Origin of the sequence: Mycobacterium sp. E2733, from assembly GCF_001667585.1 — a bacterium.
Lineage (GTDB): Bacteria > Actinomycetota > Actinomycetes > Mycobacteriales > Mycobacteriaceae > Mycobacterium.
This window is the reverse complement of record NZ_LZJZ01000033.1, coordinates 18,280-36,146: the sequence shown is the minus strand read 5'-3', so window position 1 is coordinate 36,146 and position 17,867 is coordinate 18,280. Positions and strand designations below refer to the sequence as shown.

The window sequence follows — 17,867 nt, the reverse complement described above, 5'->3', positions numbered from 1 at the left end:
CCGGGGCCCATACCCTGGCTGTATGACGGTCGATCGGTCGGTGGCCCCACTCCGCGCGCGGGTGTGGCCGCTGCTCGTCGGCGTCGCGCTGCTGGCGGGCTGCACGGCGGCCGGTATCGGGGCGCTGTCGCTGGCCGACGCGCTGACCGCCACGGGTTTACCGAACCCGGGTCCGGTAACCACGCTGGGGCTCCCGTTCGTCCGGGCGGCGGGTGAGATCGCCGCGGTGCTGGCCGTCGGGTCGTTCCTGTTCGCGGCGTTTCTGGTGCCACCGCAAGCCAGCGGCGTCCTGGACGCCGACGGGTACCGGGCGCTCCGCCTGGGGACGGTGGCGTCGGGCGTCTGGGCGGTGTGTGCGGCGCTGCTGGTTCCGCTGACCGTTTCCGACGTGTCGGGCCGCCCGTTGGTCGCGCTCCTCAACCCGGTGCGTATCTGGTCGGTTGCGGGCCTGGTCACCACCGCCTCCGCGTGGCGGTGGACCGCGGCGCTGGCCGCGTTGGTGATGCTGGCCAGCCTCTCGGTGCTGCGCTGGTCCTGGACGCCGCTGCTGTTCGCCGGCTCGTTGCTGACCCTCATCCCGCTTGGGCTGACCGGCCATTCGTCGGCCGGTGGATCGCACGACCTGGCAACCAACAGCCTGCTGATCCACCTCGTGGCCGCGGGCCTGTGGGCCGGTGGCCTGCTGGCGTTGGCCGCGTATGGGCTGCGCGGCGGCGGGCACGTCGCCCTGGCGGCACGGCGGTTCTCCGCGATCGCGCTGTGGTGTTGGGTCGCGATGGCGGTCAGCGGTCTGGTGAACGCCGCGGTGCGCGTCCCGCTCGGTGACCTGTTGACCACCGATTACGGCCGCTTGGTGGTCGGCAAGTTCGCCGCGTTGTGCATGCTGGGGGGCATCGGCTGGCGGCAGCGGCGCTCGTCGGTCGTGGGGTTGCAAGCGGAACCGACTCAGCCGGCGGCGCGCCGCGCCCTGCTCCGGCTGGCGCTCGCCGAGGCCGCGGTCTTCGCCCTCACCTTCGGTATCGCCGTCGGGCTGGGCCGCACCCCGCCGCCACCACCGCCGAGCCGGCTGCCCTCGATTCCCGAAGCCGAGATCGGTTACGACTTCAGCGGGCCGCCCACGCCGGCGCGGATCCTGTTCGACTGGCGCTTCGACTTGATCTTTGGCAGCGCCGCGATCGTGTTCGCCGCCCTCTACGTGGCCGCCGTGGTGCGCCTGCGCCGCCGCGGGGACGCGTGGCCGCCGGGCCGCACCGCGGCGTGGCTGCTCGGCTGTTTCGCGCTGCTGTTCGTCACCTCGTCGGGGGTCGGTCGCTACATGCCGGCGATGTTCAGCGTGCACATGGTCGCCCACATGGGCCTGTCGATGCTGGTCCCGATCCTTCTCGTGCTCGGTGCCCCGGTGAGCCTGGCCCTGCGGGCGTTACCCGCCGCCGGCCGGGACGACCCGCCCGGTATGCGGGAATGGCTATTGGCCGCGCTGCACAGTCGGTACTCCCGATTCGTCACCAACCCGGTGGTGGCCACCGTGCTGTTCGTCGCCGGCTTCTACGGGTTGTACCTCTCGAACCTGTTCGACACCGCCGTCAGCAGTCACGCTGGCCACCTGGCGATGAACCTGCACTTCTTGATCAGCGGCTACCTCTTCTACTGGATTGTCATCGGGGTCGACCCCACGCCGCGCCCGATCCCGCCGCTGGCCAAGGTGGGCGTGGTGTTCGCGTCGTTGCCGCTGCACGCGTTCTTCGGGGTGGTGCTGATGGGCACCCGCAGGGTGCTCGGCGCCGACTACTATCGCTCACTCGGTCTGACCTGGCACACGGACCTGCTCGGTGATCAGCGATTGGGTGGCGGCATCGCCTGGGCGGCGGGGGAGCTTCCCCTGGTGATCGTGATGCTGGCGCTGCTGGTGCAGTGGGCGCGCAGTGACGACCGCACCGCCCGGCGGTTGGACCGCGCCGCCGACCGCGACGACGACGCCGAACTGGCCGCCTACAACGCGATGCTGGCCGAGCTGGCGCGGCGGGAAACGCCGGAACCGCGTAAGTAGGGCGAACAACCTTCCCGCGGCGACCGGCTTAGCTGGTGAACTCAGCGCGTATGTCGGCCCGTTGGTCGAGGCCGAAGATCTGCACGGCGGCTGACTTTCCTTTCAGGACATGAAATCCCCGGTCGATGAGTCCGGGCGGTCGAGACGCCAAGGCGTCGACGCACTGCCGGGTGAGCAGGATCGCGTCGCCGGTGGTTTTGGTGAGTTGCTCGACGCGGGCCGCCACGTTGACCGTGTCACCGATGAGGGTGAACTCGAGCTTGCCGCCGCCGCCGATGGTGCCGGCGATCACCACCCCGGTGTTGATCCCGATGCCGATGCGAAGGTCCCCGCCGAATCGCTCGGCGACCAGACGCTGGATCAACACGGCGGCCTTCACCGCAGCGTCGGCATGCTCCGCGAGGTCATTCGGGGCACCGAAAACGGCCAGCGCGCCGTCGCCGAGGAACTTATTGACATGTCCACCGGCGTCCACGACAGCCGGCACGACGATCGTGAACAGCTCGTTGAGGCGGGAGACGGTGTACTCAGCGGTGTTGGCCTCGGCGAACGTAGTGAAGTCGCGGATGTCCACGAACATCACCGTGACCTCGCGTCGCTCGCCGCTGAAGACATCGTCACCCTGCTCCAACAGCCGCGCCGCCAGGCCGGGATCGACATACGTCCCGAACGCCGCCTGGAGTCGTTGCCGCTCAGCCAAACCGGCCTGCATGCGATTGAACGACGCCGACAGCGCACCAAGGTCATCGTCTTGAACCACCGGCAGGCGGCTGGTGTAGTCACCGACCGCGACACGTTTGGTGGCTTCCGCGAGGTCGCGAATCGGTTGGAGGGAGGGCCAGAACCCGGCGCCGATGGTGATCGGCAGCCCCATGCCAAACGCCAAGCAGAAGGCGATCACCACAGCGAGTAGGGGGACCTCAGCCACCCGATGGAACACCGCCGCGAGCATCGCGCCCGCCAGGGCGAAGACGAAAGCGACGCCCAGCATGAACACGTTGGACCAGGCGGCAAAAGTCGGGCGAGAGCGCGGCAGGGAATCACCGATCCCCGTATCACCGGCTAGCGCGGTCCGGGCTGGCCGCAGGGACGCTTCGGAGAAGCTATGGCTCGCGGCCAACTGGGTGGTAGCTCCGAGGATGGCACCCCATACGCCGTACTGGACGACCCGCCACCCGGCCGCTCCGGCGATCGCACCGACAACGACCGCAAGCAGAGTGGCCCAAACGGCGCTGACGACCACGCCTCGCAAGAACGACTCCCGACCGTACCTGTAGGTGTCCGCCAGGGCTGTCGCCCGATCGACCTCCTGGCCCGCCACCCACCGCTCAACGGATCGGATTCGGCTCAGGCCAGGAAGAACGATCGCGTACAACTGGATCGGCACGGCGACCACGGTTACAGCAGCCGTCTCGACGTAATGATCGGAGTGCTCGTAAGCGGTAATGATCATCGACGACACGAGCCAGATCGGGAGCGCCATAAGGCCACTGATCACAAAGATCGCCCACGAGTACCTCGCCCCGTACCGATCCCACGCCCACTGCCAAATGCGCTCCATGCCGGGAGACTAAACGACTAGCCAACTTGGTCATCGGCGTTTCACCCGCAACTAAATCGCCACTGGCGGAGGGCCGAACGCAGCAGCGCTGGGGCCGCACGTTATCTGGCGTTCCATTGCGAAACGACCGTGCACGCGCCCGCGGGATTCGTATATACGAAGGTGTCTCGGTCGGTTGCCCGGGAATATGAAAACTCAGGAATTTGAGGCGCCTGGCCTCGAACGCGCATCGCACTAGCGGCGGACTGATCCACAGTCACCGTTTTTTCCACAGGGGGCCAGTGCGCGGGGCCCTGGTTTCGCCTAGCCCGTCGGTGGTGGCGAGCTGAATGGCGGTCGGATAGGGCGGTGACTTGTTCACCGAGCCATGACATAGAAACCGAGAAGGGATCCGTCAATGTTCGAAACCTCGCTTACCGTGGTCGGCCACATCGTCAACAACCCCGAACGCCGACAGGTCGGCACCCAGGAGGTCATCAAGTTTCGCGTCGCGAGCAACTCCCGGCGCCGCACGGCGGACGGCTGGGAGCCGGGTAACTCGCTGTTCATCAACGTCAATTGCTGGGGCAAGTTAGTCACTGGCGTGGGTGCCGCGTTGGGTAAAGGCGCCCCGGTGATCGTGGTGGGCCATGTGTACACCAGCGAGTACGAAGACCGGGACGGCAACCGGCGGTCGTCACTGGAGATGCGAGCCACCTCCGTCGGGCCCGATGTGTCCCGCGCGATTGTGCGCATCGAGAGGCCGGGCTATACCGGTCCGACGGCAAGCGATGCCACCACACCCCCGACGGATCCGACCGGCGCAGGTGAGGGCGCCGACGTCGACGACAGCGTCGAGTCCTCCGCAACGGGACCGCTGCCGCTGTCGGCTTAGCTGCGGGATCGGGCCCCCCGCGCGGTGCCTAGGATGGGCGGCGAGAGCTTTCTCAAAGAACCAGAAAGGCACAACAGCGGCATGGCTGAGTTCATCTACACGATGAAAAAGGTCCGCAAGGCGCACGGCGACAAGGTGATCCTGGACGACGTCACGTTGAGCTTTTACCCGGGCGCCAAGATCGGCGTCGTTGGCCCCAACGGCGCCGGCAAGTCGAGCGTCTTGCGGATCATGGCCGGGCTGGACAAGCCGAACAACGGCGAGGCCTTCCTGGCCACCGGGGCCACCGTCGGCATCCTGCAGCAGGAGCCGCCGCTGAACGAAGAGAAGACGGTGCGCGGCAACGTCGAGGAGGGGCTCGGCGAGATCAAGGTCAAGCTGGACCGGTTCAACGAGGTCGCCGAACTGATGGCCACCGACTACTCCGACGAGTTGATGGAGGAAATGGGCCGGCTGCAGGAGGACCTCGACCACGCCGACGCCTGGGACCTCGACTCGCAGCTGGAGCAGGCCATGGACGCCCTGCGTTGCCCGCCGCCGGACGAGCCGGTGACGAAGCTGTCCGGCGGAGAGCGGCGCCGCGTGGCGCTGTGCAAGCTGCTGTTGTCCAAGCCCGACCTGTTGCTGCTCGACGAGCCGACCAACCACCTGGACGCCGAAAGTGTGCAGTGGCTCGAACAACACCTGGCCGCCTACCCGGGCGCGGTGCTGGCGGTGACCCACGACCGGTACTTCCTGGACAACGTCGCCCAGTGGATCCTCGAGCTCGACCGCGGCCGTGCGTATCCCTACGAGGGCAACTACTCGACATATCTGGAGAAGAAGGCCGAGCGGTTGGCGGTGCAGGGCCGCAAGGACGCCAAGCTGCACAAGCGGCTCACCGAGGAGCTGGCCTGGGTGCGGCAGGGCGCGAAGGCGCGGCAAGCCAAGAACAAGGCCCGCCTGCAGCGCTACGAGGAGATGGCCGCCGAGGCGGAGAAGACGCGCAAGCTGGACTTCGAGGAGATTCAAATCCCCGTCGGGCCGCGACTGGGCAACGTGGTGGTCGAGGTCGACCACCTCGACAAGGGCTACGACGGGCGGACCCTGATCAAGGACCTGTCCTTCACCTTGCCGCGCAACGGCATCGTGGGCGTGATCGGTCCCAACGGAGTGGGCAAGACGACGCTGTTCAAGACCATCGTCGGGCTGGAGCAGCCGGACAGTGGGACGGTGAAGGTCGGAGAAACGGTCAAGCTCAGCTATGTGGACCAGTCCCGCGCCGGCATCGATCCCAAGAAGACCGTGTGGGAAGTCGTTTCGGATGGCCTCGATTACATCGAGGTCGGCCAGAACGAGATCCCGTCGCGCGCCTACGTCTCGGCTTTCGGCTTCAAGGGTCCCGACCAGCAGAAGCCGGCCGGCGTGCTGTCCGGTGGTGAGCGGAACCGGCTGAACCTCGCCCTCACGCTCAAAGAAGGCGGCAACCTGCTTCTGCTCGACGAGCCCACCAACGACCTCGATGTCGAGACGCTGGGTTCGCTGGAAAACGCCCTGGAGAAATTCCCGGGCTGCGCGGTCGTCATTTCCCACGACCGTTGGTTCCTGGACCGCACCTGCACGCACATCCTGGCCTGGGAGGGCGACGAGGACAACGAGGCCAAGTGGTTCTGGTTCGAGGGCAACTTCGGTGCGTACGAGGAGAACAAGGTCGAACGGCTCGGTGTCGAGGCGGCCCGGCCGCACAGAGTGACCCACCGGAAGCTGACGCGGGACTAGTGTCAGCTGCGCAGCACCCCGACGATGCGGCCCAGGCGGCCGCGGCGGGTGCACCCCGCTTGCGGGGGAGAGTGGGCGGTTGAGCACAGTGGCGTTGGTCACGAGTTGGGAGCCATCGGCATGACGATCGATCCCGGAGCCAAGCAGGCCCTCAAGCCGTGGACCGACTTCACGCAGCAGGACATTCCCGACTGGATCGCGAAGGCCTATATCGAGAGCTATCGCGGCCCGCACGGCGACGAACCCGGGGCGGAGTCCGGCCCTATCGACCTGACCGTCCCAACCGCCATCGTGACTCCGGCCATGCTCGGGGCGCACTATCGGCTCGGTCAGCACCGACCTGCCGGCCAAAGCCGGGTCGCGGTCTACCCTCCGGACGACCCGGCCGGATTCGGGCCCGCGCTGCAGGTCGTCACCGACCACGGCGGGATGCTGATGGACTCCGTCACGGTGCTGCTACACCGGCTCGGTGTGCCCTACGCGGCCATCATGACGCCGGTGTTCGAGGTGCACCGCAACCCCGCGGGCGACCTGGTCAGCATCGAACCGAAACCGCCCGGCGCCCCGCAATACGTGGGCGAGGCGTGGATACACGTGCAACTGCTGCCCGCGGTCGACAGCAAGGGCCTCGCCGAAGTCGAACGGCTGTTGCCCAAGGTCCTGTCCGACGTGCAACAGGTCGCCAGCGACGCGGGCGCGTTGATCTCCACCCTGAGTGGCCTGGCCGCGGAAGTCGAAAGCAACGCGCAAGGCCACTTCTCGGCCCCCGACCGCGACGATGTCGCGGCGCTGCTGCGCTGGCTGGGCAACGGTAACTTCCTGCTGCTGGGCTACCAACGTTGCCGCGTGCACGAGGGCCGGGTCTCCGGCGACGGGTCACCCGGGTTGGGCGTGCTGCGCTCCCGCACCGGTGCCCGCCCCCGGCTGACGGATGACGACAAGTTGCTGGTGTTGGCGCAATCGGTCGTCGGCAGCTACCTGCGCTACGGCGCCTACCCGTACGCCGTTGCGGTTCGGGAAAACGTCGGCGGCGACGACGGCGTAGTCGAGCACCGCTTCGTCGGGCTCTTCACCGTCGCCGCCATGAACGCGGACGTTCTGGAAATCCCGACGATCTCGACCCGGGTGCGCGACGCGCTCGCCATGGCCGACAGCGACCCGATCCACCCTGGCCAACTGCTGCTCGACGTCATTCAAACCGTCCCGCGCTCAGAGCTTTTCACGCTGAGCGCCGAACGGCTCTTGACGATGGCCAAAGCGGTGGTGGATCTGGGATCCCAACGGCGTGCGTTGTTGTTCCTGCGCGCCGACCGGCTTCAATACTTCGTCTCATGCCTGGTCTACCTGCCCCGCGATCGCTACACCACCCAGGTGCGGCTGCGAATCGAGGACATCCTGGTCCGCGAGTTCGGTGGCACGCGGCTGGAATTCACCGCTCGTGTCAGCGAATCACCTTGGGCCCTGATGCATTTCATGGTTCGCTTGCCCGAAGATGCGGCACCGGTCGACGTCTCCGAGGACAACCGGGTCCGCATCCAGGGGCTGCTGAGCGAAGCAGCCCGGACCTGGACCGACCGGTTGATCGGGGCGGCCGCGGAAGGCTCGGTCGAACAGGCCGATGCGGAGCACTACGGCGCCGCCTTCTCCGAGGTCTACAAGCAGGCCGTGACCCCGGCCGATGCGATCGAGCACATCGGCATCATCGAAGAGCTGCAGGACAATTCGGTCAAGTTGGTGTTCTCCGAACGCGGCGAGGACGGGGCCGCCCAGCTGACCTGGTTTCTGGGCGGACGCACCGCCTCCCTGAGCCAGCTGCTGCCCATGCTGCAAAGCATGGGCGTGGTGGTGCTCGAGGAGCGACCGTTCACCGTCACCCGCCCGGACGGGCTGCCGGTGTGGATCTACCAGTTCAAGATCTCGACGCACCCCACGATCGCGCCGGCGAGCACGACGGCCGACCGCGACGCGACCGCACAGCGGTTCGCCGACGCGGTCACCGCGATCTGGCAGGGTCGCGTCGAGATCGACCGGTTCAACGAACTCGTCATGCGCGCCCGGCTGACCTGGCAGCAGGTCGTGCTGCTGCGCGCCTACGCGAAATACTTACGGCAGGCGGGCTTTCCGTACAGCCAGTCCTACATCGAGTCGGTGCTGAACGAGCACCCCTCCACCGCGCGATCGCTGGTCGCCCTGTTCGAGGCGCTTTTCGATCCCCGGCCGTCGGGCGCGTCAACCAACCGCGACGCACAAGCGGCGGCGTCCGCGGTAGCCGCCGACATCGACGCCTTGATGAGCCTGGACACCGACCGCATCCTGCGGGCGTTCGCATCGCTGGTTCAGGCGACGTTGCGCACCAATTACTTTGTGACGCGTGAGGGTTCGGCCCGCGCCCGAAACGTCTTGGCGCTCAAGCTCAATGCGCAGCTCATCGACGAGTTGCCCCTGCCGCGTCCCAAGTACGAGATCTTCGTCTATTCGCCCCGCGTCGAAGGCGTGCACCTGCGGTTCGGACCGGTGGCCCGGGGCGGGCTGCGCTGGTCGGACCGTCGCGACGATTTTCGCACCGAGATCCTGGGCCTGGTCAAGGCGCAGGCGGTGAAGAACGCCGTCATCGTGCCGGTGGGGGCCAAGGGCGGCTTCGTCGTCAAGCGGCCGCCGATGGCGACCGGCGATCAGGCGGAGGACCGCGATGCCACCCGCGCCGAAGGCGTCGCCTGCTATCAGCTGTTCATCTCGGGGCTGCTCGACGTCACCGACAACGTCGATCACGCAACAAGAAAGGTCAGCCCGCCGCCCGAGGTGATACGGCGCGACGGTGACGACGCCTACCTGGTGGTGGCGGCGGACAAGGGCACCGCTACCTTCTCCGACATCGCCAACGACGTCGCGAAGTCCTACGGATTCTGGTTGGGTGACGCCTTCGCGTCCGGCGGATCGGTGGGCTACGACCACAAGGCGATGGGCATCACGGCCCGGGGCGCATGGGAGGCCGTCAAGCGACACTTCCGTGAGATGGGCGTCGACACCCAGGCCGAGGACTTCACGGTGGTGGGCATCGGCGATATGAGCGGCGACGTGTTCGGCAACGGCATGCTGCTGTCCAAGCACATCAGGTTGATCGCCGCCTTCGATCACCGGCACGTCTTCCTCGACCCCGACCCCGACCCCGCGGCCTCCTGGGAGGAACGCCGGCGGATGTTCGACCTGCCGCGGTCCAGCTGGGAGGACTACGACAAGTCGTTGATCAGCGAGGGCGGCGGGGTGTACAGCCGCGAGCACAAATCCATCCCCGTCAGCCCGCAGGTGCGCGACGCGCTGGGCATCGACGGCGAGATCACGGAAATGACGCCGCCCAACCTGATCAAGGCGATCTTGCAGGCGCCGGTCGATCTGCTGTTCAACGGCGGCATCGGCACCTACATCAAAGCCGAGTCAGAGTCCGACGCCGACGTCGGCGATCGCGCCAACGATCCGGTGCGGGTCAACGCAAGTCAGGTGCGCGCCAGAGTGATCGGCGAGGGCGGGAACCTGGGGGTGACCGCCCTGGGCCGGGTCGAGTTCGATCTGTCGGGCGGGCGCATCAACACGGACGCGATGGACAACTCCGCCGGTGTGGACTGTTCGGACCACGAGGTCAACATCAAGATCCTGATCGACTCGCTGGTCATCGCCGGCAGGGTCGACCCCGACGAGCGCAAAGAGTTGCTGGAGTCGATGACCGACGAGGTCGCGCGGCTGGTGCTCACCGACAACGAGGACCAGAACGACTTGATCGGCACCAGCCGTGCCAACGCGGCCAGCCTGCTTCCAGTGCACGGCAGGCAGATTCAGTATCTCGTCGACGAGCGGGGGCTCAACCGCGAACTGGAAGCGCTGCCGTCGGAAAAAGAGATCGACCGGCGGTGTGAGGCCGGCATCGGCCTGACGTCGCCCGAGCTGTGCACCTTGATGGCGCACGTCAAACTCGGGCTCAAAGAGGAGATGCTGAACACCGAACTGACCGAGCAGGATGTGTTCGCATCCCGGCTGCCGCAATACTTCCCGACGCCGTTGCGGGAGCGGTTCAGCCGGGAGATCCGCACCCACCAGCTGCGCCGCGAGATCGTCACCACCATGCTGATCAACGACCTGGTCGACACCGCCGGCATCAGCTACGCGTTCCGGATCACCGAGGACGTCGGTGTCGGACCGGTCGACGCGGTGCGGACGTACGTCGCCACCGACGCCATCTTCGGCGTGGGGGAGATCTGGCGGCGGATCCGCGCGGCGAATCTGCCGGTCGCGCTGTCGGACCGGCTCACACTCGACACCCGACGGCTGATCGACCGTGCCGGCCGCTGGCTGCTCAACTACCGTCCACAGCCGCTGGCCGTCGGCGCCGAGATCAACCGGTTCGCCGCGAAGGTCAAAGACCTGACCCCCCGGATGTCGGAGTGGCTGCGCGGCGACGACAAGGCGATCGTCGAAAAGGAAGCCGCCGAATTCTCCTCCCAGGGTGCACCCGACGACCTGGCGTACATGATCGCCGCCGGGCTGTACCGCTTCAGCCTGCTGGACATCATCGACATCGGCGACATCAACGACATTGACGCCGCCGAGGTCGCGGACACCTATTTCGCCCTGATGGACCGGTTGGGCACCGACGGCCTGCTGACGGCGGTTTCCGAACTGCCCCGCAACGACCGCTGGCATTCCCTGGCGCGCTTGGCGATTCGCGACGACATCTATGCCTCGCTGCGATCGTTGTGCTTCGATGTGCTCGCCGTGGGGGAGCCGAACGAAAGCGGCGAGGAGAAGATCGCCGAGTGGGAACACCTGTCCGCTTCACGGGTGGAGCGGGCCCGCCGCACCCTCATCGAAATTCAGGAAAGCGGGGACAAGGATCTCGCGACGCTGTCGGTGGCCGCGCGTCAGATCCGGCGCATGACCCGCACCAGCGGAAGAGGTTCGTCCAGTTGAGCGTCGGCTTCGTCGCCCCCGTACCGGTGCGCTGGTCGGACATCGACATGTACCAGCACGTCAACCACGCCACCATGGTCACGATTCTGGAGGAGGCGCGGGTCCAGTTCCTGCGCGAAGCGTTCGAGGTCGACATCTTGACCATTGGGTTGCTGATCGCCGAAGTCAAGGTGACCTATAAAGGTCAGCTGCGGCTGGTCGATTCGCCGCTACAGGTGACGATGTGGACCAAGCGGCTACGGGCGGTCGACTTCACGCTGGGCTACGAGGTGCGCTCGGTGTCCGCGGATCCGGAATCCAAGCCCGCCGTCATCGCCGAATCGCAACTGGCGGCGGTCCACATCGAGGAGGAGCGGCTGGTGCGGCTCTCCCCCCACCATCGGGAGTATCTGCAGCGGTGGATTCGGTAGTTGACCGCGGCCTGTGGCTGGGGCCGCAGGACCGGGCCGCCCAGCGCAGGGACCTGACCGCGTTCGTCGATTACGCGCTGCGACTCGACGACGCCGCGGTCATTCGCCTCCGCACTCGATCGGCTGGACTCCTGACGGCTTGGGTGGCAACGGGTTTCGACGTCCTGGCCAGCCGGGTGGTGGGGGGCGAGGTGCGGCCCGAGGACCTGTCCGTGGGCGCGGATGCCCTGGCGCGCGGCCTGTCCGCGATGGACGAAGACTCGGGCTACGTCGATCCCGGCTTCGGGATGGACTCCGCGTGGCGGGGTGCGTTGCCCCCGGACTCCGGCTTCACCCACCTCGAGGACGTACCCGCCCGGGTGATGCTCGACCTGGCGCAGCGCGGCGCGCGACTTGCCAAGGAACACGGCAGTTCTCACGGTCCGCCCGTCTCGCTGCTCGACCAGGAGGTCATCCAGGTGAGCTCCGCCGACGCAAGCGTGGGGTTGCCGATGCGGTGTGTGTTCGCCTTGACCGCAATGGGTTTTCTGCCGCAGTCACCGGAGGCCGTCGACGCCGACGAAATGATCAGGGTCCGGATCCTGCCAACCTGGTTGCGCATCGACGCCCGGTTCGGCTCGGTGTACCGGCGCCGCGGCGACCCGGCTCTGCTGCTGCGCTGACGCCCCGGGCGTTCCGAATCATCATGAGTTGAATGCCGGGCAGGCAAGGTGACTCGTCAGGTGCCGTAGACCATCCACAACGGAAGAACCGAGTCCAGGTAGTCCATGAACTTCTTGAGGCCCACGCGGTATTGCCCGTAGCCGTATGGGTCTTCGGCGTACTCCGGGAAGGCGATGCCCAGCCCGAACAGGCCGGGGGCAAGGATTCCGTTCATCCGGTTGTATTGCAGCGGGCCCCACTGGGGCGTCTCGGGCAGCTTCCGCTGCTCGAAACCCACGGTGTAGACGACGTGGTCGCACTCCGCGATCCTCTCCTCGAAGTCCGGGGCGGCAACCCAGCACCTCTCCAACCGTTCCGGATACACCCCGTCGATGTTCTCGCGGGCCCACACGGCGGCTCGCCCCTTCAGGCCGGTGTCGTCGAATAGGATCCAATCATCCAGGTAGACAGCGTATTTGAGCGGGCTGCGGTAGAAATTGATCACCCTGTCGACGGGAAGCCGCAGTAGATGCGGTAACGCGATCATCGCCGAGTGTGACGAGCCGAAGACGGCAACCGTCGCGCCTTCCAACGGCACCCCGGCAAGCTGGTCTGCATCGAGGGCGACCTCGACCGGAATCTCAGCAAGGGGATAGTCGAGCCTCTTGGGTTCCGCGCCGATCGCGAGGATCACGTTGTTGGAGGTCAGTTCCGGATCCTGCGTTTCGATCCGCCACTGCCGTCGCTGCAGGGACAGGGTGGTGGCCGTCGTCTCGAACACGTGCACCCGTTCGCGCAGGCGCTCGGTGACCCACACCAACGGGTCGGCGACCAGGGCAAGGGCGCAGGTCTCCTCCGGATCGACTTCGGCCAGCGGCAGGGGCGGGGCCTGTGAAAACCGAAAGGACGCAGAGCCATTCAAGAAGCTCAGGAAAGTCCCGGCAATGGTGTTGCTGGACACCGACCGCCACTTACCACCCAGGTCTCCGCCGGCGAAGGCGGGATCGATCCAGGCGATCTTGTCGGGCGGTATGCCCCGATCGAGCAGCCTCCCCACCGCAGCAATTCCCGCGGGTCCCGCCCCGATCACTGTCCACGCGTAGGTCGCCATGTACTAGGTATAGAGGAGCGACCAGCCTGGCGCTGAGTCGCGAGGTCGGGGATTCGGCTCACACGATGTCGGCGAACATCAGTGCCGTCCCGGCGGCGGTGACTGCCTGAGTGACGATCTGCGCGTGCGTGAGCCGAACGGCGCGCGGCATGAGGTTCGTCCAGCGCCGCGCCATCCAGCGGTACGCCCAGTAGATCGCCACCGCGGCGAACCCCAGGGCCGCGGTCCAGTTCACCATGGCAACCCAGTCGGGCACGGCCTGGGGCATGTGGTGTGCCGAGTGCTGCGGCCCCGGCGCGGCGTCGTGTGCGGGCATGCTCATCGCGTCGCCGCCCGAGTGCTCGGAACGGCCCGGCAAGCTACCGTTCATCGCCCCGTACATCCAGGCCATCGCCACCATCATCACGGCGTAGTAGTAGTTCGTCAGCCTGCCATCGACGGCCCACGGCGTGTGGCCCGCGATGCTGACGAACCAGGCGCCGCCCAGCAGGAAGCACATCGTCGCCGCGACCGTCGGCAGGGTCATCCCCACGCCCCAGGCCATCAAGATCATCACGGCCGACATCGCCAGGTGTAACAGCTGGCTGATGACGCTCGTCCAGCAGCGGCGTTGGGCGACAAGGAAATACGCGTAGGCTGCGAAGCTGATGGCGAAGAGCGCCGTCACCACCCATCGCAACGTGTTATCCACCAATCCGCCTTTCGCCGGGGGGCGCACCGCGTCAGCTTACGACCCGAAGCCGGGTTTCGATCGCGTCATGGCACGAGAGTACCCCGGCGGGGTATCTGCTTTTCCAACCCACACTCTGAGTAATGGGCCGGCCGCACGGCGAAACCGACTGCTCGCCGGCTCCTTTGGGCCTCCGTTCAGGCCAGCCAGGCCGTGGCGTCCGGCGCAAGTTGGCCGTTGACCAGCGGGGCGCTGGCCACGATGAGCTCTCCCGGCGGCAGCGGGATCGGCCGGCGCCCGGCATTCAGAGCGCACACCGCCCCGCCGCCGCGGCGCCGGAAGATCAGCGCACCGCGCGGCGCATCCAGCCAATCGATCTCCTCACCCCCAAACTCGGTGCGCTCCTTGCGCACCTTGATGACGTGCTGGAAGAACGAGAACGTCGACTCGGGGGCCGCCGTCTGCTTCTCGACGGTCAGCGTCGCCCATTCCTGCGGCATCGGTAACCACGTGTCGGGCGACGAGGAGAACCCGAACGGGGGAGCGTCGCCCGACCACGGGATGGGAACCCGGCACTTGTCGCGGCCGCGCTCGGTGTGCCCGGAGCGTTCCCACGTCGGGTCCTGCAGCACGTCGTCGGGAAGTTCCACGTCCGGCAGCCCCAGCTCCTCGCCGTTGTAGATGAACACCGCGCCCGGCAGGGCCAGCATCACCATGGCCATGGCGCGTGCCCGGCGCAGTCCGATCTCGCCGTCGCCGTAACGGGTGACCTCGCGGCCCACGTCGTGGTTGGACAGGGTCCAGGTGGGCGTGGCGTTTTCGAGGGCGGTGGCCGCCAACGAGTTATCGATCGCGTGGTGAACCGCGGCCGCATCGAAGCCGATCTTCGTCAGCCGGAAGTTGAAGCCGAGGTGCAGTTCGTCGGGCCGCAAATACTCGGCCCAGCGGGCGTTGTCCATGACCCACACCTCGCCGATGGTCACCGCCCCCGGATAGTCGTCGACGATCGCGCGGATTCCGCGGTGGATCTCATGCACGCTCGGGTGGTTGAACCGCGGATCGTCGTCGCTGTGGGTCAACACTTTGATGTCGTCGGTCGCGTCCGGCAGGTCGGACGGCTTGGCCATCCCGTGTGCCACATCGATGCGGAAGCCATCAACGCCGCGTTCCAGCCAGAAGCGCAGCGTCTTCTCGAAGTCGTCGAAGACCTCGGGATGCTCCCAGTTCAGATCGGGCTGCTCGGCGTCGAAGAGATGCAGATACCACTGGCCCGGGTTGCCGTCCGGTTCGACGATCCGGGTCCACGCCGGCCCGCCGAACACCGACGTCCAGTTGTTCGGCGGCAGCTCCCCGTGGGGGCCCCGCCCGTCGCGGAAGAAATAGCGCTCGCGTGCGTCGGTGCCCGGGCCGGCCGCAAGCGCGGCCTGGAACCAGGGGTGTGCCGAACTGCTGTGGTTCGGCACCACGTCCATGGTGATCTTGACGCCCCGTGCGTGTGCCGCCGCCACCAGCCGCTCGAACGCAGCCATCCCGCCGAACAACGGGTCGATGTCACGGGGATCCGCCACGTCGTAGCCGTGGTCGGCCATCGGTGAGACGGTGACCGGGTTGAGCCAGATCGCGTCGACGCCGAGGCGTTCCAGGTGGTCCAGCCGCGCCGTCACGCCGTCCAGATCGCCAACGCCGTCGCCGTTGCTGTCGGCGAACGACCGCGGGTACACCTGATAAAACACCGCGTTTGACCACCACGGCTTGGCGTTCATCCCACCCCGCTCAGTTTCGTGGGCCGACATCACAACGCCGCGTTGACCAGCGAGTGGGCGGCCATCTCAAGGTAATCGAGCAACTGGCGTCGGTGCTCGTCGTCGAGGGTCTCCGAGTCGATCGAGGCGACGGCGGTGTGCATGCAGCGCAGCCAGGCGTCGCGCTCGATGGGGGTGATCCGGAACGGGACGTGGCGCATCCGCAACCGGGGATGACCACGCCGGTCGGAGTAAGTGCGCGGGCCGCCCCAGTACTGCTCGAGGAACATGCGCAACCGTTCCTCGGCGCCCGCCAAATCGTCTTCGGGGTACAGCTGGCGCAGGATTTCATCCTCGGCGACCTGGGCATAGAAGCGGGACACGATCGCATGGAAGGTGTCGGCACCGCCGACGGCGTCATAGAAGGACTGGGGCTCGGAATCCATCGCCTCCATTGTGGTCCATCACGGCGGCGGCGGGCCGAGCCGGGCCGACGCCGCTCCCGCTGTTCACCCGCACGACATGCCGTTCACCTGCCATAGGGGTGCGATTGACGGCGAATCATGGTGGACTATCCGCGGAGGATCTATGGCGCAGGGCAAGAGACGCCGCAGTCACCGAAGTTCCGGTGCCGCGGCAGGGTTAACCGGGCCCCCGACGGCGTCATGCCTGCATAGCGTCGATACCCATCCCCCCAGCCGACAAGAGAGCGCGTCCCTGTGGAGTCGCCGGCGGGTGCTGCTGCTGAACTCGACCTATGAGCCGCTGACCGCGCTGCCCATGCGGCGGGCCATCGTGATGGTCATCTGCGGCAAGGCCGATGTGGTCCACCACGACCCGGCCGGGCCGGTAATACACTCGGCCACCAGCTCGATCCTGGTGCCCTCGGTGATTCAGCTGCGGTCTTATGTCCGCGTTCCGTACCGGGCCCGCGTCCCGATGACCCGGGCCGCGCTGATGCACCGGGACCGGTTCTGCTGCGCCTACTGCGGGGCCAAGGCCGACACCGTCGACCATGTGGTGCCACGCAGCCGCGGCGGCGACCACTCCTGGGAGAACTGCGTCGCCTGCTGCTCGACGTGCAACCACCGCAAGGGCGACAAGCTGCTCACCGAGCTGGGCTGGGTGCTGCGCCGGACACCGCTGCCACCGACGGGACAGCACTGGCGGCTGCTGTCGACGGTCAAGGAGCTCGACCCGGCGTGGGCGCGCTACCTCGGCGAAGGCGCGGCGTAGCGGCCGTATCGCCCGACACCTCGTGTCCGAGTGTGCCGATGGATCACAGCGTGGGATACGGTTTCCGTCGTGAGCCTTCTGCAGATTCACCTGTACTTCATCGGGATACCGTTGCTGCTGGTTGCCGTGCTGGCGGTGCTGATCTGGTCGCACAAGGGACCGCACCCGGCGACCTACAAGTTGGGCGAGAAGTGGACGCACCCGCCGATCCTGTGGGCTGCCACGGACGAAGACGTCGGCCACACCCACGGCGGGCACGGCGGACACGAATTCTCAGTTGGAGGTGGCGCCAGTGGCACATGGTGATGTGGCGACGATCGCCCCCGGCGAGCTGCCCAACGGGTGGGTGATCACCACCAGCGGACGGCTCTCGGGGGTCACCGAGCCCGGCGAGCTCTCCGTTCATTTCCCGTTCCCGATCAAGGACCTCGTCGCCATCGACGACGCGCTGAAGTTCGGTTCGCGGGCATCGAAGGCACGGTTCGCCATTTACCTCGGTGACCTGGGCAGCGACACCGCAGCACGGGCTCGCGAGATCCTGGCCAAGGTGCCCACGCCGGACAACGCGGTGCTGCTGGCGGTCTCGCCCGACCAGAAGGCAATCGAGGTGGTCTACGGCTCCCAGGTCCGCGGCCGCGGCGCCGAGTCGTCGGCGCCGCTGGGCGTCGCCGCCGCATCGTCGGCGTTCGAGCGCGGCGACCTGGTGGACGGACTGGTCAGCGCGATCCGCGTCCTCAGCGCGGGCATCTCCCCGGCCTAGTGGCGATCGCAAGCGCGGCGTAGCCGGGCGCTGCGGGTCGCCACCATCGGCCCGCCCACCGCGCGAGGGTGCGCAAATGTACGCCGAACGCGGCGTG

At 67.2% G+C, this 17,867-nt stretch carries 14 protein-coding genes; 9 read left to right on the top strand and 5 right to left on the bottom strand.

Annotated elements, in window-relative coordinates; translation table 11 throughout:
* Positions 1-22: 22 nt before the first annotated feature.
* Positions 23-2,047 (top strand): cytochrome c oxidase assembly protein, encoded by a 2,025-nt coding sequence (locus A5678_RS08530; protein ID WP_068040835.1) that lies wholly within the window; start codon positions 23-25, stop codon positions 2,045-2,047.
* Positions 2,048-2,075: 28 nt separating this feature from the next.
* Here the strand turns inward: A5678_RS08530 and A5678_RS08525 are convergent, their stop codons facing one another.
* Positions 2,076-3,608: an adenylate/guanylate cyclase domain-containing protein gene (locus A5678_RS08525; RefSeq protein WP_068040833.1), complete on the bottom strand. Its 1,533-nt coding sequence runs from the start codon at positions 3,606-3,608 to the stop codon at positions 2,076-2,078.
* A gap of 397 nt (positions 3,609-4,005) precedes the next feature.
* Between A5678_RS08525 and A5678_RS08520 the strand changes: the two genes are divergently transcribed.
* The 5 genes from A5678_RS08520 to A5678_RS08500 all read left to right on the top strand — a co-directional run bounded on the left by A5678_RS08520 (position 4,006) and on the right by A5678_RS08500 (position 12,271).
* A complete protein-coding gene (locus tag A5678_RS08520; protein ID WP_068040831.1) occupies positions 4,006-4,482 on the top strand; it encodes a single-stranded DNA-binding protein in 477 nt (158 codons plus the stop codon).
* Positions 4,483-4,563: 81 nt separating this feature from the next.
* Complete coding sequence (gene ettA, locus A5678_RS08515; protein WP_068040864.1) at positions 4,564-6,240, top strand: energy-dependent translational throttle protein EttA; 1,677 nt, start codon at positions 4,564-4,566, stop codon at positions 6,238-6,240.
* A gap of 120 nt (positions 6,241-6,360) precedes the next feature.
* Positions 6,361-11,199, top strand: a complete 4,839-nt coding sequence (locus A5678_RS08510; protein WP_068040829.1) for an NAD-glutamate dehydrogenase — start codon at positions 6,361-6,363, stop codon at positions 11,197-11,199.
* Positions 11,196-11,609, top strand: a complete 414-nt coding sequence (locus A5678_RS08505) for a thioesterase family protein (RefSeq protein WP_055400158.1) — start codon at positions 11,196-11,198, stop codon at positions 11,607-11,609. The genes A5678_RS08510 and A5678_RS08505 overlap by 4 nt, the downstream gene beginning before the upstream one ends.
* The gene (locus A5678_RS08500) at positions 11,597-12,271 is read left to right on the top strand and encodes a hypothetical protein (protein ID WP_068040827.1); all 675 of its coding nucleotides are present in this window, start codon (positions 11,597-11,599) and stop codon (positions 12,269-12,271) included. The genes A5678_RS08505 and A5678_RS08500 overlap by 13 nt, the downstream gene beginning before the upstream one ends.
* A gap of 56 nt (positions 12,272-12,327) precedes the next feature.
* On the opposite strand, the gene A5678_RS08495 is transcribed toward A5678_RS08500, so the two are convergent.
* The 4 genes from A5678_RS08495 to A5678_RS08480 all read right to left on the bottom strand — a co-directional run bounded on the left by A5678_RS08495 (position 12,328) and on the right by A5678_RS08480 (position 16,220).
* The gene (locus A5678_RS08495; protein ID WP_068040862.1) at positions 12,328-13,341 is read right to left on the bottom strand and encodes a pyridine nucleotide-disulfide oxidoreductase; all 1,014 of its coding nucleotides are present in this window, start codon (positions 13,339-13,341) and stop codon (positions 12,328-12,330) included.
* 79 nt (positions 13,342-13,420) lie between these two features.
* Positions 13,421-14,053: a DUF5134 domain-containing protein gene (locus tag A5678_RS08490; RefSeq protein WP_231983609.1), complete on the bottom strand. Its 633-nt coding sequence runs from the start codon at positions 14,051-14,053 to the stop codon at positions 13,421-13,423.
* Between the two features lie 176 nt (positions 14,054-14,229).
* Positions 14,230-15,825 carry a glycoside hydrolase family 13 protein gene (locus tag A5678_RS08485; RefSeq protein ID WP_231983608.1) on the bottom strand — a complete coding sequence of 532 codons (1,596 nt, stop codon included), beginning with the start codon at positions 15,823-15,825 and terminating at the stop codon, positions 14,230-14,232.
* Complete coding sequence (locus A5678_RS08480) at positions 15,825-16,220, bottom strand: globin (protein ID WP_068040859.1); 396 nt, start codon at positions 16,218-16,220, stop codon at positions 15,825-15,827. The genes A5678_RS08485 and A5678_RS08480 overlap by 1 nt, the downstream gene beginning before the upstream one ends.
* A gap of 142 nt (positions 16,221-16,362) precedes the next feature.
* Between A5678_RS08480 and A5678_RS08475 the strand changes: the two genes are divergently transcribed.
* The 3 genes from A5678_RS08475 to A5678_RS08465 all read left to right on the top strand — a co-directional run bounded on the left by A5678_RS08475 (position 16,363) and on the right by A5678_RS08465 (position 17,770).
* Positions 16,363-17,010 (top strand): HNH endonuclease, encoded by a 648-nt coding sequence (locus tag A5678_RS08475; protein ID WP_068040823.1) that lies wholly within the window; start codon positions 16,363-16,365, stop codon positions 17,008-17,010.
* A gap of 78 nt (positions 17,011-17,088) precedes the next feature.
* Positions 17,089-17,316 (top strand): hypothetical protein, encoded by a 228-nt coding sequence (locus A5678_RS08470; protein WP_068040857.1) that lies wholly within the window; start codon positions 17,089-17,091, stop codon positions 17,314-17,316.
* A complete protein-coding gene (locus A5678_RS08465) occupies positions 17,303-17,770 on the top strand; it encodes a DUF5130 domain-containing protein (protein WP_068040821.1) in 468 nt (155 codons plus the stop codon). Before A5678_RS08470 ends, A5678_RS08465 begins: the two co-directional genes overlap by 14 nt.
* The last annotated feature ends 97 nt before the right edge of the window (positions 17,771-17,867 follow it).

Bases quoted from the DNA above. Each gene is read 5' to 3' on its own strand.
- A5678_RS08475 (WP_068040823.1), top strand. From the start codon at position 16,363: ATGGCGCAGGGCAAGAGACGCCGCAGTCACCGAAGTTCCGGTGCCGCG.
- A5678_RS08530 (WP_068040835.1), top strand. From the start codon at position 23: ATGACGGTCGATCGGTCGGTGGCCCCACTCCGCGCGCGGGTGTGGCCG.
- A5678_RS08510 (WP_068040829.1), top strand. From the start codon at position 6,361: ATGACGATCGATCCCGGAGCCAAGCAGGCCCTCAAGCCGTGGACCGAC.
- ettA (WP_068040864.1), top strand. From the start codon at position 4,564: ATGGCTGAGTTCATCTACACGATGAAAAAGGTCCGCAAGGCGCACGGC.
- A5678_RS08485 (WP_231983608.1), bottom strand. From the start codon at position 15,825: ATGTCGGCCCACGAAACTGAGCGGGGTGGGATGAACGCCAAGCCGTGG.
- A5678_RS08520 (WP_068040831.1), top strand. From the start codon at position 4,006: ATGTTCGAAACCTCGCTTACCGTGGTCGGCCACATCGTCAACAACCCC.
- A5678_RS08525 (WP_068040833.1), bottom strand. From the start codon at position 3,608: ATGGAGCGCATTTGGCAGTGGGCGTGGGATCGGTACGGGGCGAGGTAC.
- A5678_RS08480 (WP_068040859.1), bottom strand. From the start codon at position 16,220: ATGGATTCCGAGCCCCAGTCCTTCTATGACGCCGTCGGCGGTGCCGAC.